Origin of the sequence: Sodalis sp. RH22 (genome assembly GCF_047324165.1) — a bacterium.
Lineage (GTDB): Bacteria > Pseudomonadota > Gammaproteobacteria > Enterobacterales > Enterobacteriaceae > Acerihabitans.
This window is the reverse complement of sequence record NZ_CP178731.1, coordinates 3026249-3050724: the sequence shown is the minus strand read 5'-3', so window position 1 is coordinate 3050724 and position 24476 is coordinate 3026249. Positions and strand designations below refer to the sequence as shown.

At 53.3% G+C, this 24476-nt stretch carries 25 protein-coding genes, 1 tRNA gene and 1 pseudogene; 16 read left to right on the top strand and 11 right to left on the bottom strand.

Annotated elements, in window-relative coordinates; genetic code table 11:
- Window positions 1–116 precede the first annotated feature (116 nt).
- Window positions 117–788, bottom strand: coding sequence for a glutathione S-transferase family protein (locus ACL2XN_RS13970; RefSeq protein WP_413728906.1), 672 nt, complete (start codon window positions 786–788; stop codon window positions 117–119).
- A gap of 361 nt (window positions 789–1149) precedes the next feature.
- On the opposite strand from ACL2XN_RS13970, the gene ACL2XN_RS13965 reads away from it, so the two are divergent.
- Window positions 1150–2064: a LysR substrate-binding domain-containing protein gene (locus tag ACL2XN_RS13965; RefSeq protein ID WP_413728905.1), complete on the top strand. Its 915-nt coding sequence runs from the start codon at window positions 1150–1152 to the stop codon at window positions 2062–2064.
- Between the two features lie 408 nt (window positions 2065–2472).
- On the opposite strand, the gene ACL2XN_RS13960 is transcribed toward ACL2XN_RS13965, so the two are convergent.
- Window positions 2473–2652 carry a hypothetical protein gene (locus ACL2XN_RS13960; protein WP_413723550.1) on the bottom strand — a complete coding sequence of 60 codons (180 nt, stop codon included), beginning with the start codon at window positions 2650–2652 and terminating at the stop codon, window positions 2473–2475.
- Here ACL2XN_RS13960 and ACL2XN_RS13955 point away from each other — a divergent pair.
- The 3 genes and pseudogenes from ACL2XN_RS13955 to ACL2XN_RS13945 all read left to right on the top strand — a co-directional run.
- Window positions 2620–3178 (top strand): annotated as a pseudogene (locus ACL2XN_RS13955) (IS66 family transposase); the annotation flags it as partial. The gene ACL2XN_RS13960 and the pseudogene ACL2XN_RS13955 overlap by 33 nt on opposite strands.
- A gap of 315 nt (window positions 3179–3493) precedes the next feature.
- Entirely contained in the window at window positions 3494–5191 is a 1698-nt protein-coding gene (locus tag ACL2XN_RS13950; RefSeq protein ID WP_413722066.1) for an Hsp70 family protein, read from the top strand.
- A complete protein-coding gene (locus ACL2XN_RS13945) occupies window positions 5191–6537 on the top strand; it encodes a hypothetical protein (RefSeq protein ID WP_413722067.1) in 1347 nt (448 codons plus the stop codon). Before ACL2XN_RS13950 ends, ACL2XN_RS13945 begins: the two co-directional genes overlap by 1 nt.
- Before the next feature lie 674 nt (window positions 6538–7211).
- Here the strand turns inward: ACL2XN_RS13945 and ACL2XN_RS13940 are convergent.
- On the bottom strand, window positions 7212–7925 hold the full coding sequence (locus ACL2XN_RS13940; RefSeq protein WP_413722068.1) for an SDR family NAD(P)-dependent oxidoreductase: 714 nt from the start codon (window positions 7923–7925) through the stop codon (window positions 7212–7214).
- Window positions 7926–8515: 590 nt separating this feature from the next.
- The gene (locus ACL2XN_RS13935) at window positions 8516–9391 is read right to left on the bottom strand and encodes a LysR family transcriptional regulator (RefSeq protein WP_413727201.1); all 876 of its coding nucleotides are present in this window, start codon (window positions 9389–9391) and stop codon (window positions 8516–8518) included.
- Between the two features lie 162 nt (window positions 9392–9553).
- On the opposite strand from ACL2XN_RS13935, the gene ACL2XN_RS13930 reads away from it, so the two are divergent.
- The 3 genes from ACL2XN_RS13930 to ACL2XN_RS13920 all read left to right on the top strand — a co-directional run bounded on the left by ACL2XN_RS13930 (window position 9554) and on the right by ACL2XN_RS13920 (window position 11666).
- A complete protein-coding gene (locus ACL2XN_RS13930) occupies window positions 9554–10135 on the top strand; it encodes an isochorismatase family protein (RefSeq protein WP_413727200.1) in 582 nt (193 codons plus the stop codon).
- Between the two features lie 92 nt (window positions 10136–10227).
- Entirely contained in the window at window positions 10228–10980 is a 753-nt protein-coding gene (locus tag ACL2XN_RS13925) for a pirin family protein (RefSeq protein ID WP_413728904.1), read from the top strand.
- Window positions 10981–11498: 518 nt separating this feature from the next.
- A complete protein-coding gene (locus ACL2XN_RS13920; RefSeq protein ID WP_413722072.1) occupies window positions 11499–11666 on the top strand; it encodes a hypothetical protein in 168 nt (55 codons plus the stop codon).
- 249 nt (window positions 11667–11915) lie between these two features.
- Here the strand turns inward: ACL2XN_RS13920 and ACL2XN_RS13915 are convergent.
- The 5 genes from ACL2XN_RS13915 to aspA all read right to left on the bottom strand — a co-directional run bounded on the left by ACL2XN_RS13915 (window position 11916) and on the right by aspA (window position 16371).
- Window positions 11916–11991: transfer RNA gene (locus ACL2XN_RS13915), tRNA-Phe, on the bottom strand.
- Between the two features lie 107 nt (window positions 11992–12098).
- Entirely contained in the window at window positions 12099–12674 is a 576-nt protein-coding gene (dicD, locus tag ACL2XN_RS13910) for a division control transcriptional repressor DicD (protein ID WP_410012179.1), read from the bottom strand.
- Between the two features lie 43 nt (window positions 12675–12717).
- The gene (locus ACL2XN_RS13905; protein ID WP_413728903.1) at window positions 12718–14445 is read right to left on the bottom strand and encodes a protein-disulfide reductase DsbD; all 1728 of its coding nucleotides are present in this window, start codon (window positions 14443–14445) and stop codon (window positions 12718–12720) included.
- On the bottom strand, window positions 14421–14729 hold the full coding sequence (cutA, locus tag ACL2XN_RS13900; protein WP_410016632.1) for a divalent cation tolerance protein CutA: 309 nt from the start codon (window positions 14727–14729) through the stop codon (window positions 14421–14423). The genes ACL2XN_RS13905 and cutA overlap by 25 nt, the downstream gene beginning before the upstream one ends.
- A gap of 208 nt (window positions 14730–14937) precedes the next feature.
- Entirely contained in the window at window positions 14938–16371 is a 1434-nt protein-coding gene (gene aspA / locus ACL2XN_RS13895) for an aspartate ammonia-lyase (RefSeq protein ID WP_410012177.1), read from the bottom strand.
- Between the two features lie 367 nt (window positions 16372–16738).
- Between aspA and ACL2XN_RS13890 the strand changes: the two genes are divergently transcribed.
- The 4 genes from ACL2XN_RS13890 to ACL2XN_RS13875 all read left to right on the top strand — a co-directional run bounded on the left by ACL2XN_RS13890 (window position 16739) and on the right by ACL2XN_RS13875 (window position 19985).
- Window positions 16739–17215 carry an FxsA family protein gene (locus ACL2XN_RS13890; protein WP_410012176.1) on the top strand — a complete coding sequence of 159 codons (477 nt, stop codon included), beginning with the start codon at window positions 16739–16741 and terminating at the stop codon, window positions 17213–17215.
- 218 nt (window positions 17216–17433) lie between these two features.
- Window positions 17434–17727: a co-chaperone GroES gene (locus ACL2XN_RS13885; RefSeq protein ID WP_132925602.1), complete on the top strand. Its 294-nt coding sequence runs from the start codon at window positions 17434–17436 to the stop codon at window positions 17725–17727.
- 45 nt (window positions 17728–17772) lie between these two features.
- A complete protein-coding gene (groL, locus tag ACL2XN_RS13880; RefSeq protein WP_413727196.1) occupies window positions 17773–19422 on the top strand; it encodes a chaperonin GroEL in 1650 nt (549 codons plus the stop codon).
- A gap of 206 nt (window positions 19423–19628) precedes the next feature.
- Window positions 19629–19985, top strand: coding sequence for a DUF4156 domain-containing protein (locus ACL2XN_RS13875; protein WP_410012174.1), 357 nt, complete (start codon window positions 19629–19631; stop codon window positions 19983–19985).
- A gap of 44 nt (window positions 19986–20029) precedes the next feature.
- Here the strand turns inward: ACL2XN_RS13875 and epmB are convergent, their stop codons facing one another.
- Window positions 20030–21058, bottom strand: a complete 1029-nt coding sequence (gene epmB / locus ACL2XN_RS13870; RefSeq protein WP_413728902.1) for an EF-P beta-lysylation protein EpmB — start codon at window positions 21056–21058, stop codon at window positions 20030–20032.
- 40 nt (window positions 21059–21098) lie between these two features.
- On the opposite strand from epmB, the gene efp reads away from it, so the two are divergent.
- The 4 genes from efp (at window position 21099) to sugE (ending at window position 22787) form a co-directional block, all read left to right on the top strand.
- Complete coding sequence (gene efp, locus ACL2XN_RS13865; protein WP_410012172.1) at window positions 21099–21665, top strand: elongation factor P; 567 nt, start codon at window positions 21099–21101, stop codon at window positions 21663–21665.
- Window positions 21666–21746: 81 nt separating this feature from the next.
- Entirely contained in the window at window positions 21747–21884 is a 138-nt protein-coding gene (locus ACL2XN_RS13860; protein ID WP_410012171.1) for an entericidin A/B family lipoprotein, read from the top strand.
- Between the two features lie 180 nt (window positions 21885–22064).
- Window positions 22065–22196 carry an entericidin A/B family lipoprotein gene (locus tag ACL2XN_RS13855; protein ID WP_162364129.1) on the top strand — a complete coding sequence of 44 codons (132 nt, stop codon included), beginning with the start codon at window positions 22065–22067 and terminating at the stop codon, window positions 22194–22196.
- Between the two features lie 276 nt (window positions 22197–22472).
- Window positions 22473–22787 (top strand): quaternary ammonium compound efflux SMR transporter SugE, encoded by a 315-nt coding sequence (gene sugE / locus ACL2XN_RS13850; protein WP_410012170.1) that lies wholly within the window; start codon window positions 22473–22475, stop codon window positions 22785–22787.
- A 6-nt stretch (window positions 22788–22793) separates the two neighbouring features.
- Here the strand turns inward: sugE and blc are convergent, their stop codons facing one another.
- On the bottom strand, window positions 22794–23318 hold the full coding sequence (gene blc, locus ACL2XN_RS13845; RefSeq protein ID WP_413722074.1) for an outer membrane lipoprotein Blc: 525 nt from the start codon (window positions 23316–23318) through the stop codon (window positions 22794–22796).
- Window positions 23319–23485: 167 nt separating this feature from the next.
- Between blc and epmA the strand changes: the two genes are divergently transcribed.
- Entirely contained in the window at window positions 23486–24463 is a 978-nt protein-coding gene (gene epmA / locus ACL2XN_RS13840) for an elongation factor P--(R)-beta-lysine ligase (RefSeq protein ID WP_410012167.1), read from the top strand.
- Window positions 24464–24476: the final 13 nt, after the last annotated feature.

Genomic DNA, 24476 nt, shown 5'->3' with positions numbered 1-24476 from the left:
TCCATGGATTGTGGTCGCGAAGCGTCGCCGTGGATTGTTCTTGTGCCGGCCCGCGCCACAACGTCCAAGTCCGCACCCTCTCCATACGCGTGCCGGCCGTACGGAAAGCCGTGAATTTATAGCTTCACGCCGACGCTCGCCAGGAAGCCATCCATACGGTTGTCAATCTCAGCCTTCGTCTCCGCCCACGCTGGGAACGACTGAAGAAGATTATCGTGCCAAGCGATGAGGTTCGGATATTCCTTGAACGGAAACTTTGCCCGATCGACTTGGGAGAAGGGCGCCGCAATATCAATATCAGCCAAGGTCAACGCTTGGCCAACCATGAACTTACGGCCTGCAAGATGCTGGTCGAGTACCTTCGCCGCGGCGCGAATCTTACCCTCAGCGAACTTAATGAGGGGCTCGTCCTTCGGTAAGCCCATAACCGTCTTCCCGACCCGCTCATCGAAGAGGGTGGTGGTGAAAGTACGCCACTGCTCGCCCGACCAGAACATCCACTGAAGGACCTGAAAGCGCTCCTCCTGCGTGGTTCCGGCCAGCGGCGAATCCACCTTGCTGGCCAGATACAGATTGATCGCTGAAGACTCCCAGAGAATGGTGTCTCCTTCTTCCAGAACCGGTGTCAAACCGTGGGGATTGAGGCGCGATTTGAATTCGGCGGTCTGGCTCTCGCCTTTGAACAGATCAACGTTAACGCGTTCGAGTTCAATGCCCATGATCTTCGCAGCCGTGTTCACGCGACGCAAGCTGCCCGAGCCTGCATCACCATAAATCTTGATTGCCATAATTCTTCCTTTCAATTCGTTTCAATTCTGGACCCTGAGCGGGTGGACGAATGCAGATTCTCATATTCTTCTTGAGAATGAAATTGACGCTAAATGAATACCATCTATTCTTATTTGGAATTATTCGCTGTAGGGTGTTCACAGCGGGCCGTGGCCTGGTCGGCAAGCGCCATCGACATAAAGCGATTCTTTCGGCGATATTCATCGACGATCATGTGTTGATGGTGATGGGAGGGTTTGCGTCGGGAGTCAGAATTCCGCGGGCGGCCATAAAGATCTGCGTTTGCCTGCAGAGCTACGTCGTATAAACAATAAGGTAAGATCGGAACGGTAATGTCTTCTATTCTTCTGGGGAATGAAAATGGTGGATAAGTTGGACACGATGCGGATGTTCGTACGTGTCGTCGAAAGCGGAAGCTTTTCACAGGCAGCGCGGGACCTCAACGTCAGCCAGCCGACCGTCAGCAAACAGCTCGCAGCGCTTGAAGCGCGGCTCGGGACACAACTTATCGCGAGAAATTCCCGTGCCCTTGCCGTGACGCCCGCAGGACAGGACTATTACGAGGCCACCGTCCGCATCCTTCAGGATCTCGACGTTGTCGAAGAGAGAATCCTTGAAGGGCAGTCGGCCCCTTCAGGGCTGGTTCGCGTGACCCTCGCGCCAGCCTTCGGGAGGATGTTCGTTATTCCCCGGCTATTGGATTTCAGGAGTCGTTTTCCCGACGTCGCGATCGAGATGGAAGTTTCCGGGCGGCACGTTGACCTCATCGAGGAGGGAATAGACGTCGCGATCCGTATCGGTCGGCTTTCGGATTCAGCACTCGTCGCCCGGCGCATCGGCGACATGCGGATGATAACCCTGGCCTCCGCCAGCTATCTAGCCCAACACGGTACGCCGCAAACGTTAGGCGAACTGCGTAACCACCAGCGTATCGGCTATGTCTACCAGGGCGATATTATTGGCTGGGGTTTCCACGTAGACGGCCGGCAGGTCACGGTCGACGGTGGGGGAGCGTTTCGCACCAATGACGCCGAGCATGTCCGCGGCGCGGTTCTCGCGGGCCTCGGCATCGCCCATCACGCGAGTTGGTTGTTTACGGATGTGCTGGCCTCCGGCGAGGTCGTACGAATTCTGGACCGGCATGCGCCGGCGCCCTTTCCGATCAACGCCGTTACCGCCGCCGGACGGCGCATGCCCTCCCGGGTGCGGCAATTTATCGATTTCCTCGCTGCGATTTGCGCCGCGGAGCCGGAATTAAGGGTCGGCGAGGGCTAAAGCGCCAGGGAGCGGAATGCTCCGGGTCGGCCTCGCTTGATCGTGGGCACAGCTTATGACAGACGGACACGCAGGGTATCTAACGGCTTCGGTTAAAAACAGACGGCGCTGGGCGTACGCTGATATGACTTTCCGTGTCAAACCAAAATCGCTGGTGTGGCCGTTTTTTTTCATAGGCTAAATTTCCTGAGGGCGACGTAGCAGTAAATCCGACGGTGGATCACGCTGATATTCGCGGGTTGGATACCGCATTACAGAGGTCCGTCATTTGAGCCTGCCACTTTCTTACGACGCGAATTAGCGTTGCCCTGCCGCCGCGAAGCGTAGCCGTGGGTTGCTGTTGTACCGGGCTACGCCGCCTTCAGGAAACGCTCTTCGATAATGCCGGTTCTCTCGTTTCTTGTTCTCTTATGCCATCAGTGTGTTATGTGGCTCCAGCGATAGCGACATCGCCAGACGGCCAATATCCCAGATAAAGCCGGCCAGCTCCCGGGCGACGGCCGCAATGGCAAGATTTGCATTCTTCCCTTTTGCAAAGAGCCTGCGGTATCTCCGGCACGTAAGGAGCGTAAAATCCATGATATTCATGTGCGCCATCCGTCGCCGGCCACTACCGAGGCCCTGAGCCGGATCGGTGAGCTGTACGCAATCGAAGCCGACATCCGGGGGCGTCCGGCCGAAGAACGAAGGCGGGCGAGCGAAACGCGCTCCCGGCCGATACTCATCGGTCTGGAGCGCTGGATTCGGGTAAAGCTCACTACACTGTCGCGTCAGGCCGATACGGCCAAGGCGTTCAACTATCTGATGAATCACTGGCCGGCACTGTATTACTACGCCGGTATCACTACGCCGGTGATGGCTGGGCGGAGATCGACAATAATATCGCTGAAAACGCGCTGCGGGGGTGAGCCTGTGCCGAAAAAATTATCTGTTCTTCGGCTCTGATAGTGGCGGCGAACGTGCGGCGCTGATGTATACGCTAATCGGCAGTTGCAAATTAAACGGCGTGGAGCCGGAAGCGTATCTGCGCCATATACTGGCGACTACCGCGGATCATCCCATCAATAAGATCACAGAACTCCTGCCGTGGAACCTCAGTATCCCTGCTGAATAAGCATCAATATGGCCCTGAATTGACGCTTACTGTGATAGTAAAATACAGGAAATTATTAATTAATCGAAAGTAAAAATTTAATTTGTACCTAGATTTTAAATATTCTGCTTAAATGCGATTACACAACCTTTTTGATTAGTTGGATAATGAATATATAGCTCGTTTTATAACAATCAAATATAATCATTTAATAATTGTATTTAATGATTATGCTTTGCTCTCGATAAGGATAAATTTTTCACGACTTATTGTTTAATCTGAGCTTAATGCTTATTCTTGGCATGTTTTCTATAAAAGGAATTTCGGGAGCAAAGAATGACAGTAAGGGAAGTATTAGGGATTGATCTTGGTACGACGAACAGTGCAGCCAGCCTATGGCTGGATGGGCGTCCGGTTCTGGTTCCCAACAGGCACGGTCATTTACTGACGCCATCAGTTGTTGGCCTTGATGACCATGGCAATATTCTTATAGGGCAGAGTGCATATGCCAGATTAATCAGTCATCCCCATATGACTAAGGCGAGTTTCAAGCGCCATATGGGTTCATCCACCAAAATTCAAATAGGTCATTTAAGCTTTCGAGCGGAAGAAATCTCCGCACTTCTTTTACGTCAGTTGAAAGAGGATGTGGAAACCTGGAATAAAGGATCATTTACTGATGCGGTAATAACCGTTCCGGCCTATTTCAATGATGTGCAGCGCAGGGCGGTTAAAACCGCGGGTCAGCTTGCTGGACTCAATGTTGTGCGTTTGCTTAACGAACCGACCGCTGCATCTTTAGCTTTCGGTCTTCTCGAAAATCATGAACAGAAATACCTGACCTTCGATTTAGGTGGTGGCACATTTGACGTCTCCATTATCGATATGTTTGAAGGCGTAGTGGAAGTTCGTGCCAGTTGTGGTGATGTGATGCTCGGCGGTGATGATTTCAGTGAGGCAATTTGCCGATGGATGTTAGAGGTTCATCCCGACCTTGAGCAATACATCCCCCAGATACATCCAAGCCTTCTGGCACAGGCGGAGGCCATGAAACGGAGCATATCTCTCAATAGTAATGGTAAAGCAGAGTTGACATGGGGCGGAAAAGAGTGGCTTTGGTCTTTAGATGAACACCAGTTTGCACAATCCTGTCAACCTTTACTTGAGAGATTACAGCAACCTATTATGCAGGCGCTCCACGATGCGCGTTTTTCACTATCCGATCTCGATCATATTCTGCTGGTCGGAGGTGCTACCCGCATGCCGTTGATTCGCCAAACAGTGGCGCGATTATTTGGCCGATTCCCCCGATATGATCTCAACCCTGATGAAGCTGTTGCTCTCGGTGCCGGCGTGCAGGCTGGCATGATTATGGCTGACAGTGCGGTAGAAGAAATTATTCTCACTGATGTCATGCCTTTTACACTAGGCATAGAAATTGCCAAGCAACATTCTGGACAGCTGGAGGAAGGGTTTTTCCTGCCTTTAATTGAGCGCAACACGTTCCTACCGGTAAGCATCATGAAACGTGTTTGCACTGTATTTGACAATCAAAAGGTTGTGCTGGTCAAAATCTTTCAAGGTGAGGCGCGTCGGGTAAAGGACAATGTCTTCCTGGGTGAAATGTCGGTAGAGGTACCGCCGAAAAAGGCAGAGGAGGTTTCCCTAGACGTGCGTTTCACCTACACCGTTGATGGCCTATTAGAAATTCAATGTAGCCATGATGATGCAACTGTGCCGATATGTATGGTCATCGAAAAAGTTCCTGGGCAAATGAGTGAAAAACAAATCGCAGAAAGTTTGCAGAGGCTATCTAATCTGAAACAAAACCCCCGAGACAATCCTATCAACCGCGCTCTTCTTGACCGTGGAGCTCGGCTCTTCAATGTCCTGCTTGGTGATGAGCGGCAGTGGGCTGACACGGTTATCACTGCTTTCGAGCAGGCGTTAGACAGCCAGGACCCGCGCCAAATTGCCCTTACGCGACAGCGAGTAGAGGCAGCCCTCGATCGCCTTGACGATGGAACGTCATAATGGATATCTGGACGATTCTGAACATTGCGCCCACTGAAGATCTGGCGCTGATTCGGCGCACCTATGCACACCAATTAAAATTGCATCGGCCTGACCGTGATCCCAAAGGCTATCAGCAGTTACGCGAAGCCTTTGAGCAGGCAAAGACATTAGCGGCTCAGCCCAATTTATCATTGATACCTTTAGACATTTCAGAGAAAAAAATAAAGCAACCAATAGTGAATTCGGTTGAACTGGAGATTTGTGGCAGCAATTGCGCAGGGACACCGTGGCTGCATGTTCCGGTGTCTCCAATGCCTTATACATTAGACGATGTCGCTCAAGTAGCCAAAGATGTCGTGCATAATGAAATGGTGGGATTGCCGGCATTGGATCGTTTGTGGACGCAAATTACTCGAAATGGAAACCTGGAGCAGCAACAGCAATTTCACCAACATTTCGCCATGGCGCTGGCTAATCAGCCAGGGATAATTGAAGGAGATATCGAAACAGTTTCTAAGAGGCTAGGGTGGGGCTGGGAAAAAAATAACACCTACCCAATGTTGCAGCCATTCGTGGTACAGGCAATTGAAACACAAATGCGGCAGACTGAGCTGGCGAGGGTCTGGAAACGCATACAGGTGGACAGTGAATCGGCAAGTTGTAGTGTGCGTCTTGCTAATCAGTTATTACTGAGTGAACGCCAATCATTGCCATTCTGGACGAGGTTGACGCCAAATCTAGTCGCTGATATGCACAAGCAAGCCTCTTTTTTTAAATACAAATATCCTGAATTAGTTACAAGACTTAATCCCGTTATTTTTAATTTTGTGTTGCAACCTCGGTTAGCATTAAATTGGTCTGGCTTGTTCCTTTTTGCTTTCTGGGGGTCTCTTCTTTTATGCATATTACCACATGCGAAGTTAAGCAAGGGGTCGACTTTCCTGGTCGGCCTGGTGGTAGTCTATTATCTATACGGTTGCAATATTGCTCAGATATCTCTAATGCGGCGACCAAGATTGCTTAACGCATACTTGCTGATAGAGTACCTAATTTCAGTAGTCGCTGCCTTAATATTTTTTGGTACGCTATTTTGGCTAGTAATAAAAATGACTACGCCTTTGGGACGGTCTGCACCTTATACTTCAATGATTGGATGTTTTTTTATTATAGTTTTCTTTAGATTATCCTGGCCCAGACATATGCCAAAAATTTGTCGTCCAGGGGGTTTACTAAACCAAGTTTTTTCAAGTCCATGGCGCCTCATTAAGTCGCTTAAATTCTCAATCAAAGGATGGGTGAGTGAATTTGTATTTTACATAATCTGCGCATGTGTAACTCACGAATTGCTTGAATTGTTACCTTAGATTTTGCGTAAAACGGGGGCAGTCCAGTCAGTCAGAGCCATGTGAGGGTCACCCCATTCATCGCACTGAATGACCCGTAATTTGACCCCACATTTTCCAGATACCTAGGGATAAATCAAAACGTATCGGAAAGGGTTCTTGCGATAACCTATTGAATTTAATATATATTGATTCATAAGAAAGCATAAAAAAGAAATGGTGGTGCCCGGACTCGGACAAAAACGCCGGAAGCGTTTTTGCACAGCGCGTCAGCGCTGGCCCGCAGGGCGAGCCTCATGGATGAGGCGAGTCATCGAACGTCGTTCGATGGAGAGTCCCGATGCCAGAAAGCAAAAAACCAGCTGCTAAGCTGGATTCGCTACATCATGGTGCCCGACTCGGGGTCATCCAGTTTTCTATTAAGTTGAATTCCTTAATAAATTTTATCCCTGCCAGTTGTCAAGATCCGCAGGTTGACCCGTATTTTTGCTTGTAGATCATGAGAGTGGGTCGGTAGTACGGAAATAAGTCCGGTTCGTTCCTTCGGTTCGATTCCCCCTCAATATATATAAATCGTAATGACATTGGCGTTACGGGTTCTGTATAATTAATATCCATCTGGCCAGCCATTATGCTGTTTAACAAAGCAGATGGGGTTTAGGCTTAGTAAGCAATCAATGCCAGGCGAGCTACGCTTACCACGTCTCGCGCCACGGCCTGACTTCCGTCTCAAAACTCCAACCTTTCCTGGGCTGAGTCGTCATAAAGTAGGCGGCCTCGGCTACTGCTTGCGGAGCAACAAATTCATCTTCAGGTCTGTCAGGCATGCTTTCACGTGTCTTAGGTAGATCAACAATACCGTCAATCACCACAACTGAAACATGAATGCCTTCTGGCCATAACTTACGTGCCATGGATTCAGCCAGACTATGCTGTGCTGCTTTAGCTGGCGCAAATGCCGCTGTATTAGCGCCGCCACGGCGGGATGCCGTCGCGCCAATGAAAACAATATCGCCCTTTTGATTAGCCTTCATTAGAGGAATAATTTGCTGCGCGCACAGCAACGCTCCATAGGCATTGACTCGCCATGCCGATTCAAACTGTTCCGGCGTGATGGATTCAACGTCGGCAAAAACACCGGAACCGGCGTTGAAGATTAACACTTCCGCATGCCCCAGCTCTTTATGAATGGCGCTAAATGCCGTAACTACAGATGTCTGGTCTCCTACATCACATGCATAGGCTTTGGCATTACTGATCTTATTCGCCAGTTCCTGAGTTTTTTCGAGGCTACGCGCTAGCAGGGCAACACTATATCCAGCGTCTGAAAAACGTTTTGCCAGAGCCTGTCCATTCCCGGCTCCTGCTCCGGCAATCACTGCGACTGGGCGGGCGTTCTTATCACTCATGGTTATTGCTCCATTGATAGTTGGCTATGGCTTACCCTTTAAAATGCTAGAACATATTTTTATTTTTAGACGTTCATATTACGGAATTGTGTTTTCCATTTATGGAATAATAAAACCATCACTATATAAGATAGTATCTGCTCCGCAGCATTCCTGAATTTATTAGCCCGCTATGAAGGAAATATTAAAAATGAATCATTTGGGTCATTCATGTCAGTTTTTTGGCTGAATAAATTTTTTCATCAGGATGAACATTAACACCATGATAGTAGAAGATGCCGTTTTAGGGTTGATTGTTGTGGCTTTTATAACCGGTTTTGTTGTGAATATTATTGGCCCCACAGTTTCTTATTTTAAACATGTGGGGGTTAGCGACTCTGGTTACGGCATGACTTATTGTGACTGCAGCCGTTCTGGTCGCTCTCTATCATCAGGAAATAGGACGGTTTTTCATTCCCTTAATTTTACTTGCCTTTATACTCATCTCAATTTCACGACCTATCTCAGTTTCTGTTAAAAGTGACAGGTACTTTCTCTCATCTTAATTTTTGCCGGGCGGCGTAAGATTGCAGCCCTAAATCATCCACCTTTCATTTTAAATGTTCACGTAGGTACTCGATAAATACCTGAACTTTGGCAGGTAACAAACGTGTTTCCGTCAATGCATAGATTGTCACCGCTTCAGCTTCATAGGGCGCTAATATCCTTGTTAAATCATTACGTTTAACATCATCTGCAACGATGAGTTCTGGCAACACCGCTACCCCTATCCCCATCGTCGCCAGGCGGCGCATCATCCCGATGCTGTTCATCTGGAAACGCCCGGAAGTCCGAACACTCACCTTTTCCTCGCCATGATAGAGATGCCAGCTCGCGGTTTTTTCCGGGCGCATGACAAGGCATTCATGTTCAGACAGGGCTTGTGGTGTGTCAGGAGTGCCTTTTGCCGCAATATATTGTGGAGAAGCATAAACATATCGAGGTAATGCACCCAGTTTACGCGCTATTAGTCCTGAGTCGGGCAGCGCCCCCATCCGGATGGCGAGGTCGAAGGGTTCCGACACCAGATCGACATTTCGGGGAGTAAGGTCGAAATCAAAGCTGATGCCAGGATAACGCTCAGAGAACTGGCAGATGATCGGTGTCAGAACCACGATGGCAAAATCAGCCGGCAGTGAGATTCTTAGCAAACCTTCAGGATTGGCCAACATGGTACCCAGTTGTTCATGCGCAAGTCGGGCTTCATCCACAATACGTCGGCAGCGCTCATAATAAATCTGGCCCGCTTCAGTCAGTTCTATCTTGCGCGTTGTTCGATGTAACAACCGCAGGCCAATGGTCTTTTCCAGCTCCCCAATCTTGCGAGAAAGCGTAGAGTTTGGCATGCCTAACGACTCCGCCGCGCCGCGAAAGCTTTTAGCTTTAACGACTTCAACGAAGTAAGACATGTGATTCAGAAGCTCCATATGCATTGTTCCATCAGTGGAATGTTTAATTCTAATTTTAGCTATTTATTCCAAAAATTGGCAGCCTATAATTTAGTCATTCGCACCGAATTAACAAAATCCTTGCGATGTGCTAACAAATGCACCTGCATAAAAACATTATTAAACAATAGGATAATACTGATGAGCTTTGAAAGATTTACCGCTGACAATTCCGCCATGCTGTTGATTGATCATCAGGTTGGTACGATGGGCTGGGCAAAATCGATGCCTTTCGACGAACTTAAACGTAATGCTCTGATGCTGGCAAAATCGGCTGCCATTCTGGATATGCCCGTCGTGTTGACCTCGAGCATGGAAGAATATGCGCAGGGGCCATTGCTTGAAGAACTGGAAACAATTATTCCAAAAGAATTCAAGGCGCGCATCAAACGCATGGGCATCGTCAACGCTATGGATGATGAGAAATTTGCCGCGGCGGTTAAGGCGACGGGAAGAAAGAAATTGATCATTGCTGGCGTCACTAATGATGTCTGCACCGTGTACCCAGCCCTAACGCTTGCCGCACAGGGTTTTGACATCCAGGTTGTTGCAGATGCAGGCGCATCTCCAACCAAAATGGCGGATGACATCGCGCTGCGCCGTATGGATAAGAACGGCATTACGCTTACCACCACTAATCAGCTCATTGCTGAGCTGGCTGGTAGCTGGGCCACGCCTGAAGGTGAAAAACTGGTTCAGGTCCTCATGGAGTCATTCCAGTAAGTTTGGGCGTGGACAATAAATTCAACTATTGCGATAGCAATTTAGCCTCGTTAACCACTTCCTGGCTGGTCGCGCCGTAATAAGGAATCATCATGGGCAATATGCAAAAAATTTTTCGTAGTAATAAACACCGTCATGGTTCAGGTGGTTTTGGTATCGAAATCCTCTGGCCGGGTATGGTGCAGCAATCTGATGATAGTGGTATTGGCGCCATAGGTCGTATTGACCATGCGAATATAAAGCCGGGTACAGTTATCTCTATGCATCCACATAAAGACGATGAAATCCTGACTTATGTGCGTAAAGGGGAAATGCTGCATCTCGACACCGTGGGTAATGAAGAAAAGATCTCAAATTCGCGTCTGATGCTGATGAATGCGGGCCATACTTTTCAACACGAAGAGCGCATCTTGGGTAAGCATGGCGATTCTATGCAGTGCCTGCAAATTTTTGTGCGCCCTGTTCAGAGCAACCTAAGGCCTCAGGTCCAGTTCCATGATTTTGGCACGCCGTACAGTGAACATGCCTGGAGATTGATCGCTGGGCCAGAAAATGCGCCATTGATCTTCCGGTCCCAAACCTGGTTGCAGGATGCTCGCCTGAGCCAGAATGAAGAGCTATCTTTGCCGAACATTCCCGTCCTTGGCGTTACGAGAATACTTTATGTTTTCGAGGGGCGAGCAAAAATTGGCGATATTGAACTCGAGAGTGGTGAAAGCGTCATCATCAGCGACAATGGGGCACATACTATAAAAGTGGAACAAAATACCGATCTGGTTTTATTTACCACTGATCCAGCCGCAAGGGTTTTCCGTGAAGGTATGTTCAGCGGCAATATCAGGTAAAAACCATTGAATTTGGCGAAACAATATAAGCCTGCCAAAATTAATGGGGTTGGCTTTTTCTAGGTCAGGTCAAATAGCATTGCACTATTTTTTTGAGAGTAGATGATGACATGACTTGCGTTCTGTCTTTAACCATCGTGCCCAGTATTTTCTCTCTGTTTCGCTGCAAGCAAGTTTTGCCGGAGCGGCGGGCATTTCTCTGCTTAACCTTGTAAACCCGTATATCCGCCAGCTCAGGATGCAGTAACAACAGAGTCAATTTGTCAGCCGCTCTGCCGAACCCAGTCTGGAGCGCTCTGCCTGACATCCGGACTTTATAACCTTAGGGAACGTTTCAATTTTCCAGCGATGCTGTACCTTTCCAGCTTTTCCGTGGCCTCAGCCAGACTTGTCATCGGCAGGTCCGTCGGTAACCCAGTATGGCCGGTAAGACCAACGCCGTTCAGTCCATCACCCCCTAGATGGACGATGCCCTCACATCTCATCTGCGGGCCAGTCTGACCGTGGATGACCGGCCCATGACCTCGCCTCGCTTTGAGCCCGATGCCCATCTGCTGTGCGGGTACGGCCAGGCGCTGGCGCGGTGGCTGGTGGAACGTAGATTATCGCCGGACTCGGACAAAAACGCCGGGAGCGTTTTTGCACAGCGCTTTAGCGCTGGCCCGCAGGGCGAGCCTCAGGGATGAGGCGAGTCATCGAACGCCGTTCGATGGAGAGTCCAGACGCCAGAAAGCAAAAAACCAGCTGCTAAGCTGGTTTCTTTAATTCATGGTGCCCGGACTCGGACAAAAACGCCGGGAGCGTTTTTGCACAGCGCGTCAGCGCTGGCCCGCAGGGCGAGCCTCATGGATGAGGCGAGTCATCGAACGCCGTTCGATGGAGAGTCCAGACGCCAGAAAGCAAAAAACCAGCTGCTAAGCTGGTTTAATCAAAAATGGTGCCCGGACTCGGAATCGAACCAAGGACACGGGGATTTTCAATCCCCTGCTCTACCGACTGAGCTATCCGGGCAACGCGCCGCATTAAACCGTATTGACTGCTGTTCGTCAATGGATTTATCAAGGATTTATGCGTAACCCCACTCAATCGCTGACTTTTCAGGCAAAAGAGCGCGCAATTCAGCTCAACGCGCCGTTTTTACGGCACAGCGCCAGCCGCAGGATATCCTCCGCCAAACGGCGCGCCACGGCCACATCCTGGAGCTGATGCTTCACCAGCAGCTTGCTCAGGCAACCTTCCAGGATCAGTTCCATTTGCTGCGCCACCATGGTGGGATCATCGGTTTCCAACTGGTCGAGCAGTTCGCGGGTGTAGGCGTAGGATGCCTGTTTTTGCCGTTCGGCCAACTGATGGATCGGATGGTCGGCGGCCGGATAAAAACTACAGGCGGCAACAAACAGGCAGCCGGGGTAACGCTGCTGGCGCACCTGCTCGTCCAGTACCTTATAGCGCGCCAACAGCTTTTGCTGCGGGTCAAGGGTCGCATCCAGCAGCAGCTGGCTGCGCCAGCCGTCCACCTGCTCGCCGTGGTAGCGCAGGCAGTCCAGCAGCAGCGCCTCCCGGTCCGGCCAGTACTGCTCAAGCTCGGCGCGCGGAATCGCCAGGCCGTCGGCAAGCATCTCCAGTGAAACGAGGGTAAAACCTTTTTGTTCCAAAAGGTTCAACGCATAATCCAGTACCTGTTCGCGTTGCACGTATGCCTCCTAAAAGCTTGCGGTTGCCAGTCCCTAGTGTCGGTTATGGGGCGACTTTCTGCAAATGGCGCTGAAAGTCATCGGCATCCAGGAAGCCGGTTACCCTTGAGCCAGGAATTTCCCGTCCCTGGCGGTCGAAAAACAGGATGGTGGGCAGGCCCAACACCCGCAACTCCTTGAGCAGGGCCTGTTGCTCCGGCGAATTGGCCGTGACATCCGCCTGTAATAACGTCAGCTTGGCAAGCTGACGTTTCACCCCATCGGCGGGGAAGGTGTATTTTTCAAATTCTTTACAGGCGACGCACCAGTCCGCATACAAATCCAGCATCACCGGCCGGTCGGGCGAGGCGTTCAGCGCCTGGTTAATCTGCGCGCTGGTGGCAACGCGCCTGAAGACGGGCGCCGCGCCGTCCATGGCGGCATTTACGCCCGCCGTGGGCGAAAATGCCCAGTCCTGCAGCGGCCTGGCCGCCACGACCATCAGCACCAGCAGGATCATTTGCAGCAGTCGGGCGCCGCGAAAACGGCCCTCCCGGCTGGCGAGCAGCGCCCAGGCGAAAAAAGCGACCGCCAGCCCGCTCCACAGCCGCAGTCCCCAGGTATCGCCAAACACGCGCTCCAGCAAAAACACCGGCAGCGCCAGGATAACAAAGCCCATGCCTTGTTTGATCTGCTGCATCCACGGGCCGCCGCGCGGCAGCAGGCGGTGGCCGAACACCGCCACCAGGATCAGCGGGATCCCCATGCCCAGGGCATACAGATAAAGCGTCACGCCGCCGACGGCCAGGTTACCGCTTTGAGCAATATACAGCAAAATAGCGCCGAGCGGCGCGGTGGTGCAGGGCGAGCAAAACAGCCCCGCCAGCGCGCCCATGATAAAGACGCCGGGCAAGGCGCCGCCCCGCTGCCGATTGCTCCAGAGCGTCAGGCGGGTTTGCAGCGCCACCGGCAGTTGCAGGGTAAATAACCCGAACATGGACAGCGCCAGGAGGATAAACAGCGCCGACAGGCCGATCAGCACCGCGGGCTGCTGCAATGCGGCCTGGAACCGCAGCCCGGCGGCGGCCACCGCCATGCCGAGCGCGGTATAGGTTATCGCCATGCCCTGCACATATACCCCGGCAAGCGCCAGTACCCGTCCGGTGCTGAGCCGCGCCGTACCGGCGCCGAGGATAATGCCGGAAATCAGCGGATACATGGGCAGCACGCAGGGCGTAAAGGCGATGCCGATACCGATAAGCAGCGCCCATAGCGGGGAGAAGGGCAGGGCGCCGGCGTCCGCCGGCCGGGACGGCGTTATCGCCGCCGGTGCGGAAGGGGCGCCGGTGCCGGCGACCGGCGATAACGGCACCACCCGGGTCTCGGGCGGATAGCAAAAACCGGCGTCGGCGCAGCCCTGGTAGGTAACCCGCACCGTCGCGCCGCCGGACGCGTCCAGCAGCGGCACGTTTAACCGCAGGCTGGTGCGGTAGATTTGCACGTCGCCGAAAAATTCATCGTGATGGTTCAGCCCTGTGGGCATGGCGGGGTCGCCCAGCCGGGCGCCGGCCGGTTCCAGCTTGATTTGTTGGCGGTAAAGATAATAACCGGGGCGGATCTGCCAGCTCAGCGCCAAATCGGCGCCCTGCTGGTGAAAATCAAAACTAAACGCCTGGTCGGCCGGCACAAAGGTCGTGGCCGGCGAATTGCCGAACAGCGCGGCGGCGGCGGGCGGCGGCAGGCCGATGCCCAGCCATGCCAGCAGGATCAGTGTAAGGACGCGTTGAGCCATGATAGATAATCTGGATCGCCACCCTGGACGGGTAATACCAGTAACTCCGGAGTTTGATAAGGATGGTGTTTTTTAATGCAGGCAATCAGTTCTTGCTGATGGCGGACATGGCTTTTTATCAGCATCTGCACTTCGTCTTCCTGTTCCAGCTTGCCTTCCCAGAAATAAAACGAGGTTGCCCCCGGCAGCAGCGTGACGCAACCGGCCAGCTTCGCGCCGAGCAGGGTGCCCGCCAGCGCCTGCGCGGTGGTTTTATCCGGGGCGGTGCAAAGGATGATGATGATGCCGTTTTCAGCGGCGCCGCATGCGGTGGAGCTGTTTTCAGATGTTTGGGTTTCAGTCGTGTCCGCGGCGCCGGGATCGGCTGCCGGGATACGTTTTCCTGCCGGGAATTTTGCTGCCATGACAACCTCGCGGTATAGCGCCGACCGGCAGTATAACCCGGCCGGCGCTACGGCGACAGCAATGAAAAACGCAAGAGGCTACCCGCGGCTACTCGTTGTCATCGGTATAGCGTACGGCTTTATAGGTCGGATGCATCAGGTTTTCCAGCGAAAAGATGTCATCCAGCTCGGCCGGCGTCAGCAACCCGCGCTCCAGCACCACCTCACGCACGCTTTTACCGGTTTCGGCACAGATTTTACCGACGATATCGCCGTTATGGTGGCCGATAAACGGGTTGAGGTAGGTGATGATGCCGATGGAGTTGAACACATAAGCTTCGCATACCGCCCGATTGGCGGTAATGCCGTTAATGCATTTATCCAGCAGGTTAAAGCAGGCGTTGGTCAGGATATGCACCGATTCAAACATCGCCTGCCCGATAACCGGCTCCATCACGTTCAGCTGCAACTGACCGGCTTCGGCCGCCATGGTAATGCAGGTATCGTTGCCGATAACCTTGAAGCACACCTGGTTGACCACCTCCGGCACCACCGGATTGACCTTGGCCGGCATGATGGACGAGCCCGCCTGCAGCTGCGGCAGGTTGATTTCGTTAAGACCGGTGCGCGGACCGGAGGACAACAGCCTGAGATCGTTACAGATCTTGGAAAGTTTTACCGCCAGGCGCTTTAACGCGCTGTGTACCATGACATAAGCGCCGCAGTCGGAGGTCGCCTCGATAAGATCTTCCGCCGGCAGCAAGGGCAGGTTGCTGATTTCCGCCAGTTTCTGCACCGCCAGCGCCTGGTAGCCGTCGGGCGTGTTCAGCCGGGTGCCGATGGCGGTGGCGCCCAGGTTCACTTCCAACAGCAGCTCGGCGGTGCGCAGCAGGTTTTTATTTTCTTCTTTCAGCAGCACGGTAAAGGCATGGAATTCCTGGCCGAGGGTCATCGGCACGGCATCCTGCAGCTGGGTGCGGCCCATTTTCAGGATAGTGGCGAATTCCTGCGCCTTGCGCTCGAACCCTTCTCCCAGCTGGCCCACCGCCTCGACCAGCTTGAGGATGGAAATATAGACCGCGATACGAAAGCCGGTAGGGTAGACATCGTTGGTCGACTGGCATTTATTCAGGTGATCGTTGGGGTTAAGGTATTGGTATTCCCCCTTTTGATGGCCCATCAGCTCCAGGCCGAGATTCGCCAGCACCTCATTGGTATTCATGTTCACCGACGTGCCGGCGCCGCCCTGGAAAACGTCGATGGGAAACTGATCCAGGCAGCGGCCTTTATCCAGTACTTCGTCACAGGCGGCGACTATCGTATCGGCAATGGCGCGCGGCAGGGTATGCAGCTCCTTGTTGGCCAGCGCGGCCGCCTTTTTCACCATCACCATGCCGCGAACGAATTCGGGAATGTCGCTGATTTTGGTATTGCTGATATAGAAGTTTTCAATGGCGCGCAGCGTGTGGATGCCATAATAAGCTTCAGAAGGAACTTCACGTGTTCCCAACAGGTCTTCTTCTATACGAATGGTATTCGCCATGAGTACTTCCTTAATAAGCGATGTTTTTAACGATTGACGCTGGATAATTTCAGATTAATTTTATTATCCAGCGCGTTGCACTGACAATGCACTTGTGCTCATCATTATATGCTGCTTAAACACTGACGCTATTAAGTTGATCACGATTATCTAACAGAATTATTTTAATGGCTTGCCATTCGTCCGGCCTGGGTGCCGGCAGGGCGCGCGGCAAGTCCGCGTGATGTAAAGTGCGGTAAATAACCCGCGCCGACACCCGCGCTTCAGGATACCATAACCACAGGCACGTTTTTGTCATCAGCCCGCCGCCGTCCGCCAGCATCCAATGAGGCGCCCGCGCCGGGCCAGTCAACCCAAGGAGAATTCGGTGCGTTGGATACCCTTATTACTGATATTTCTCGTGGCCTATATAGAGATCACGATTTTTATACAAGTCGCGCATGTCATCGGCGTGCTTTTTACGCTGCTGCTGATTGTGCTGACCTCGTTTATCGGCGTGTCGCTGGTGCGTACCCAGGGGCTGAAGATCCTGGGCCAGATGCAGATCAAGATGGCCAACGGCGAAAGCCCGGCCGCTGAAATGATCAAAAGCGTCTCCATCCTGCTGGCGGGATTTCTGCTGCTGTTGCCCGGCTTTTTTACCGATTTTCTCGGCCTGTTGCTGTTGCTGCCGCCGGTGCAGAATTCACTGACCCTGAAACTGCTGCCCCACCTGCGGTTCCAGCGCGGCGCGGCCGGCGGTTTTGCCTCCCATGATGCGGGCGGCGATACCTTCGAGGGCGAGTACAAACGTAAGGATATTCCGCGCGACGCCATCGAACACCGGCCCGAAGATGATAAATAGATGTTAATTTTTTTGGCGCAGGCTGCTTTTTAACGCAATGAAAATACTGAGGTTTTATTTACGGCGGCTAAAAAACAGCCGCTCAGACAAAAAAATTCTTTTTTTTCCCCTTGAAGCGTAACCGAACGCCCCCATCTTAATCACCACGAGGCAGGGCATGAAGGCATGCCCGGCATTCATCCCGAAACAGATACGGACTTTCTTAAGGAGAGCTTTCAATGAAAATTCGTCCATTACATGATCGCGTTATCGTCAAGCGTAAAGAAGTTGAATCAAAATCGGCTGGCGGCATCGTTCTGACCGGTTCCGCGGCGGGTAAATCCACCCGTGGCGAAGTACTGGCAATCGGCCATGGCCGCATCCTCGAAAACGGTGAAATCAAAGCACTGGATGTGAAAGTCGGCGATATCGTGATTTTCAACGACGGCTATGGCGTGAAAGTAGAAAAGATCGATAACGAAGAAGTCTTGATCATGTCCGAAAGCGACATTCTGGCCATCGTCGAGGCGTAATTCTCGCGTAATCATCTGAACTGAACGAATTTAAGGGAAATTCAAATGGCAGCTAAAGACGTAAAATTCGGTAACGAAGCCCGCATCAAAATGCTGCGCGGCGTGAACATTCTGGCAGACGCGGTCAAAGTCACCCTGGGTCCCAAGGGCCGCAACGTGGTGCTGGACAAATCCTTCGGCGCGCCTGTCATCACGAAAGATGGCGTGTCCGTGGCGCGTGAAATCGAACTGGAAGACAAGTTCGAGAACATGGGCGCCCAGATGTTGAAAGAAGTTGCCTCCAAAGCGAATGACGCTGCGGGCGACGGCACCACCACCGCCACCGTTCTGGCTCAATCCATCGTCAATGAAGGTCTGAAAGCCGTTGCCGCTGGCATGAACCCGATGGACCTGAAACGGGGTATCGACAAAGCGGTTATCGCCGCCGTCGAAGAATTGAAAAAACTGTCCGTACCTTGCTCTGACTCCAAAGCCATCGCCCAGGTAGGCACCATCTCCGCCAACTCCGACGAAACCGTGGGTAAACTTATCGCTGAAGCCATGGCGAAAGTAGGCAAAGAAGGCGTTATCACCGTTGAAGAAGGCTCAGGCCTGCAGGACGAGCTGGACGTGGTTGAAGGTATGCAGTTCGACCGTGGCTACCTCTCTCCTTATTTCATCAACAAACCGGAAACCGGCGCTATCGAACTCGAAAGCCCGTTCATCCTGTTGGCTGATAAAAAAATCTCCAATATCCGCGAAATGCTGCCGGTACTGGAAGCCGTTGCCAAAGCCGGCAAACCGCTGCTGATCATCGCTGAAGACGTTGAGGGCGAAGCCCTGGCGACCCTGGTGGTCAACACCATGCGCGGCATCGTTAAAGTTGCGGCTGTCAAAGCCCCGGGCTTCGGCGACCGTCGTAAAGCCATGCTGCAGGACATCGCCGTCCTGACCGCCGGTACCGTGATTTCTGAAGAAATCGGCCTGGAACTGGAAAAAGCCACCCTGGAAGATATGGGCCAGGCGAAACGTGTCGTCATCACCAAAGACACCACCACCATCATCGACGGTATCGGCGATAAAGCCGTCATCGAAAGCCGGGTTGCGCAAATCAACCAGCAGCGTGACGACGCCACGTCCGACTACGATCGTGAAAAACTGCAGGAACGTGTTGCTAAACTTGCCGGCGGTGTTGCCGTGATTAAAGTGGGCGCCGCGACTGAAGTTGAAATGAAAGAGAAAAAAGCCCGCGTGGAAGATGCCCTGCATGCGACCCGTGCGGCCGTGGAAGAAGGCGTGGTTGCCGGCGGCGGCGTAGCGCTGATTCGCGTAGCCAACAGCATCACCGATCTGCGTGGCGACAATGAAGACCAGAATGTCGGCATCAAGATTGCCCGTCGCGCCATGGAAGCGCCTTTGCGCCAAATCGTGGCCAACGCCGGTGAAGAACCTTCCGTGATTGCCAACAACGTTAAAGCCAGCAACGGTAACATGGGCTATAACGCGGCAACCGAAGAATACGGCAACATGATCGAAATGGGTATCCTGGATCCAACCAAGGTAACCCGTTCCGCGCTGCAGTATGCGGCCTCCATTGCCAGTCTGATGATCACCACCGAATGTATGATCACCGATCTGCCGCGTGAAGACAAAGCAGATCTGGGTGGCGCCGGTGGCGGCATGGGCGGTATGGGCGGCATGGGCGGCATGATGTAATGCCCCTGTTGCGCTGATAGCGTTAAAAAACCCCGGCTTGCCGGGGTTTTTTTTTGGCAAAAAATTATCAACCGGACCGTTTTTAAGGTATAAACAGGTAGCGGTATGGGCAGGGTAAACAGCGGTTTATGCGCTGACGGTTGCCCAAGGGAAAATATGGCGCACAGCAAAATTTTTGCCGGACATATCACTATTCGAGGATAACGATGCGAATCAAATTTTTACTCTGTCTTGGTGCGGGCACTTTATTATTAGCGGGATGTGCCACTACTAATGAACTGTCCGCCGCGGGGCAGTCGGTGAAGTTCACCGAAGACCAGCCGGGCAGTAATTGCCAGGCGCTGGGCACGGTTACCGGCACGCAAAGCAACTGGTTGTCGGGGCAGGGCGGCGAAGGCAGCTCCATGCGCGGCGCGGCCAACGATCTGCGCAATAAAGCGGCGGCCATGGGCGGCAACGTTATTTATAAGGCCGCCAGCCCGGTCGGCTTTACGGAAACCTATCTCTCGAGTTTTGCCCCGCTGGACAGCAAGATCCAGGGCCAGGTCTATAAATGCCCGTAGCCGCTGGCTTCCTGATGCCGCCCGGCGGCGTCGGGAAGCACGGCTTAGCGCTGGCGTAGTTTTAAATCAAGCAGGGTTTTGCTGTTTTCCCCGCCGATCTCCCGCGCCAGCCGCGGCACCAGATAGCCCGAGACCTTCAACAGTAATTGCTGCATGATCTCCCGGGCTTCATGGTCATCCACCATAAAGTGCGCCGCGCCCTGTACCCGATCTAAAACATGCAGATAATAAGGCAGTATGCCGGCGTCAAACAGCGTTTCGCTCAGGGTCGCCAGCGTATCGGCGTTATCATTTACCCCCCGCAGCAGCACGCTTTGGTTGAGCAGCGTCACCTGCGCCATGCGCAGGTGTGTCATACTCTCGCGCAGCGGCCGGTCAATCTCGTTGGCATGATTGATATGGGTGACCAGCACGACATTGAGACGGCTGCCGGCCAGGCGCCGGCAAAGAGCGGGGGTGATGCGCGCCGGGATAACCACCGGCAAACGGGTATGGATGCGCAGGGTGCGCAGATGGGGAATGGCTTCCAGCTGGCCGATAAGCTCGTCCAGCTCATGATCCTTGGCCATCAGCGGATCGCCGCCGGAAAAAATAATCTCGTTCAGCTGCGGGTGCTGCCGGATATACTCCAGCGCCCCTGACCAATTGGCCCGGTTGCCCTGGTTATCCTGATAGGGGAAATGGCGCCTGAAGCAATAGCGGCAGTTAACCGCGCAGCCGCCCTTGACCAGCAGCAAGGCGCGGTTACGGTATTTATGCAGCAGGCCCGGTACTACGGATTGCTGTTCTTCCAGCGGATCGGTGCTGAAACCGGGCACCTGCAGAAATTCCTCGCGTAGGGTGAGGACCTGTCGCAGCAGCGGGTCGGCCGGATTGCCCGGCTCCATGCGCGCCACGAACGCCCTGGGCACCCGTAACGGGAATAACCGCCGCGCCGCCGCGCCATCGCGCAGGTCCGGATGGTCGCTGAGTTGCAATTGTTGCAAAAGTTCGATGGGATCGGTAATGACATCGGCAAGTTGACGCAACCAATCTTCTCTAGTTGGGGTGTTTCGGGTTACAATATCTGCCATTTTTTTGGCTTAACGACCACGTAATATTAAGAGGACCACCATGGCGTCTTATAGTACCAATGAATTCCGTTCCGGTCTCAAAATCATGCAGGACGGCGAGCCGTGCGCGATCATTGATAATGAATTCGTAAAACCGGGCAAAGGCCAGGCGTTCAACCGCGTGCGCATCCGTAAACTGATTTCCGGCAAGGTGCTGGAAAAAACGTTTAAATCCGGTGATTCCGTCGAGGCGGCCGATGTCATGGATATGAACCTGACTTACCTGTACAACGATGGTGAGTTTTGGCATTTTATGAATAACGAGACTTTTGAGCAACTGGCCGCCGATAAGAAAGCGGTGAGCGACGCCGCCAAATGGCTGGTTGAGCAGGCCGAATGCGTGCTGACCCTGTGGAACGGCGAGCCCATCGCCGTCACGCCGCCCAACTTTGTCGAGCTGGAAATCATCGAGACCGACCCAGGCCTGAAGGGCGACACCGCCGGCACCGGCGGCAAGCCCGCCACCCTGACCACCGGCGCGGTGGTAAAAGTACCGCTGTTCGTGCAGATTGGCGAAGTGATCAAAGTGGATACCCGCTCCGGCGAATACGTATCCCGCATCAAATAACCGTTCAACCGGCATGCCCTGAGGCGTTATCAGGGTCAGGGCAGGCCGGGCGTTTTCAGGCGTGCGGGGAATCCGGCGATTATGTTAGGAAAAACAGTTAAACTGATCGTTATCTCATTAGTCATGTCAGCGACGCTGAGCGGTTGCAATACCGCGCGCGGCTTCGGTGAAGATGTGCAACACCTTGGCGGCGCTATTACGCGTGGTGCCAGCAAGTAGCTCGCAGACATCGTGCAGCCAACATCCAGGACATTTTCCAGTAAATAGTCCTAAAAGTGCGCAACCGGCCATATGTTTAGTATGTTTTGCCGGTTTTTTACTATGCTTAAAAGGCAAGCTTTTATCCACAGCAGTGCTATTTCATTTAGACAAAAAGTGATTCTACAAAAGGAAATCGTTATGTTGAAGAAAAGTATAATTGCCCTTTTATCTGTTCTGGTGTTGTCCTCATTAACGGCTTGTAATACCACCCGCGGCGCCGGTGAAGATATTTCGGCAGGCGGACAGGCCGTACAGCGGGCTGCACAGTAATATACACGGCTGTATTCAGCTAATGCCTCTGTATCCTGGTGAAATAGCCGCTGTCAGCGGGTTATCGGGGAATGAGAACCGATAGTGACAGCGGTGTCGGACTATGACGCGGTCATTTTGATTAAAATGACCGTTTCGTCACATTTAACTAATCGATTAATTAAATTCATTGGTCATTTTGCTAACGGCGGCATAAGATTATCCTTCCTTAGCAGGACGACCTGGTAAGCTGTCTTTTCTTCTGGGGACGACCCCATCGTTATGAGGTCGTCTCACATGTCATGGTTATTACTTATCCTCGCCGGCCTGCTGGAAACTGTCTGGGCCATCGGCCTGAAATATACCGAGGGATTTACCCGCCTGCTGCCAAGCGTGGTGACGCTTATCGCGATGATCATCAGCATCACGCTGCTGGGCCTGGCCATGCGCACGCTGCCGGTGGGTACCGCCTATGCCGTCTGGACCGGGATAGGCGTGGTCGGCACGGTTATCGTCGGCATGCTGTGGCTGGGTGAACCCGCACATTGGCTGCGCATCGCCAGCCTGGCGATGATTATGCTGGGGATCCTGTGCCTGAAGCTGTCGCATTAGGCCGTTTCAGGATTGATCCACCCAGATAAGCCGGTCCACCGCAAAACCCAGCCGGGCGGCGGTAGCGACCAGGTGGTCGCGCGTGGCCTGCGGCAGCGTTTTGGCGCGGGCCAGGATCCAGAGATAATCGCGGTTGGGGCCGCAGACCAGGGCGTAATCATAGCCTTCATCCAGCGCGATCACATGGTAGCCGCCATAAAAAGGGCCGAAAAACGAGACCTTAAGCGAGGCCCGCTGCGGCGAAGCCAGGAAATAGGCTTTGCCGTTGCTTTGCCGGAAGCGTTGCGTGGCCGGGGAATAGCCTTTATTGATGACGTCGAGGCCTCCGTCGTCCCGCAGGCTATACTGCGCCGTGACATGATCGAGTCCGGTTTCGAAACGGTGATCCAGCCGGGCGATTTCATACCAGGTGCCCAGGTAGCGGTTAACATCGAACTTCTCCACCGGCCGGACGCCCGACGGCGGGTTGACGCTGCACGATAGCGACAGTAAGGACGAGGCGACCAGCGCGACGGTTCTCCATAGGGACATACATACTCCATCAATAGCCTGCCTGAACGGTAAGTGTACACCCATTGGCGGTATGCAGGCGGTAAAGCGGCAACCCGCGGACGATGCAGGCGACCGGATTGAACTAGGTTTGTCTGCCTGAACGGATAAAGGTAGACTTCATCCCCTGTTTAACGGGAGAAAAAGTTATGAGCGAAATGGCAAGCTGGTTACCGAGCGCCCCCATCGCTAATCTATTAAAAAGAGCGGTGGTGATGACCCAGCTCCGGCGATTTTTTACCGACCGCGGGTTACTCGAAGTGGAAACGCCGGCCATGAGCCAGGCCACCGTCACCGATATTCATCTGGTGCCCTTTCAGACGCATTATGTCGGGCCGGGCGCGGCGCAGGGGCTGCCGCTCTATTTGATGACCAGTCCTGAATACCATATGAAACGCCTGCTGGCGGCCGGCAGCGGGCCAATATTCCAGATAGGGCGCAGTTTTCGCAACGAGGAATCCGGCCGGCACCATAATCCCGAGTTCACCATGCTGGAATGGTATCGCCCCCACTACGATATGTACCGCCTGATGAACGAAGTGGACGATCTGCTCCAGCAAATCCTTGATTGCGACAGTGCGGAAACCCTGTCCTATCAGCAGGTGTTTATCCGCCATATCGGCATCGATCCCCTGTCGGCCGACAAGGCGCAGCTGTGCGAGGCCGCCGCCAAACTCGAGCTGTCCGGCATTGCCACGGTCGAGGAGGATCGCGATACCCTGCTGCAGTTATTGTTTGCCATGGGCGTGGAACCCCACATCGGGCGTGATAAACCGACGTTCGTTTACCATTTTCCCGCCACCCAGGCCGCGCTTGCGGAAATCAGTACCGAAGACCACCGGGTGGCCGATCGTTTTGAAGCCTATTTCAAAGGTATTGAACTGGCTAATGGTTTTCGCGAGCTCACCGACGCCGCGGAGCAACGCCAGCGGTTTACCCAGGATAACCGCAAGCGCGCCGCGCTGAACTTGCCGCAGCAGCCCATTGATGAAAACCTGCTGGCGGCGCTGGCGCACGGCATACCGGAATGCTCCGGGGTGGCCTTGGGGGTGGACCGGCTGGTGATGCTGGCGCTGAAGGCGGACAGCCTGTCCGAGGTTATCGCATTCCCGGTCGAGCGGGCCTGAGGGCCGTCCCCGG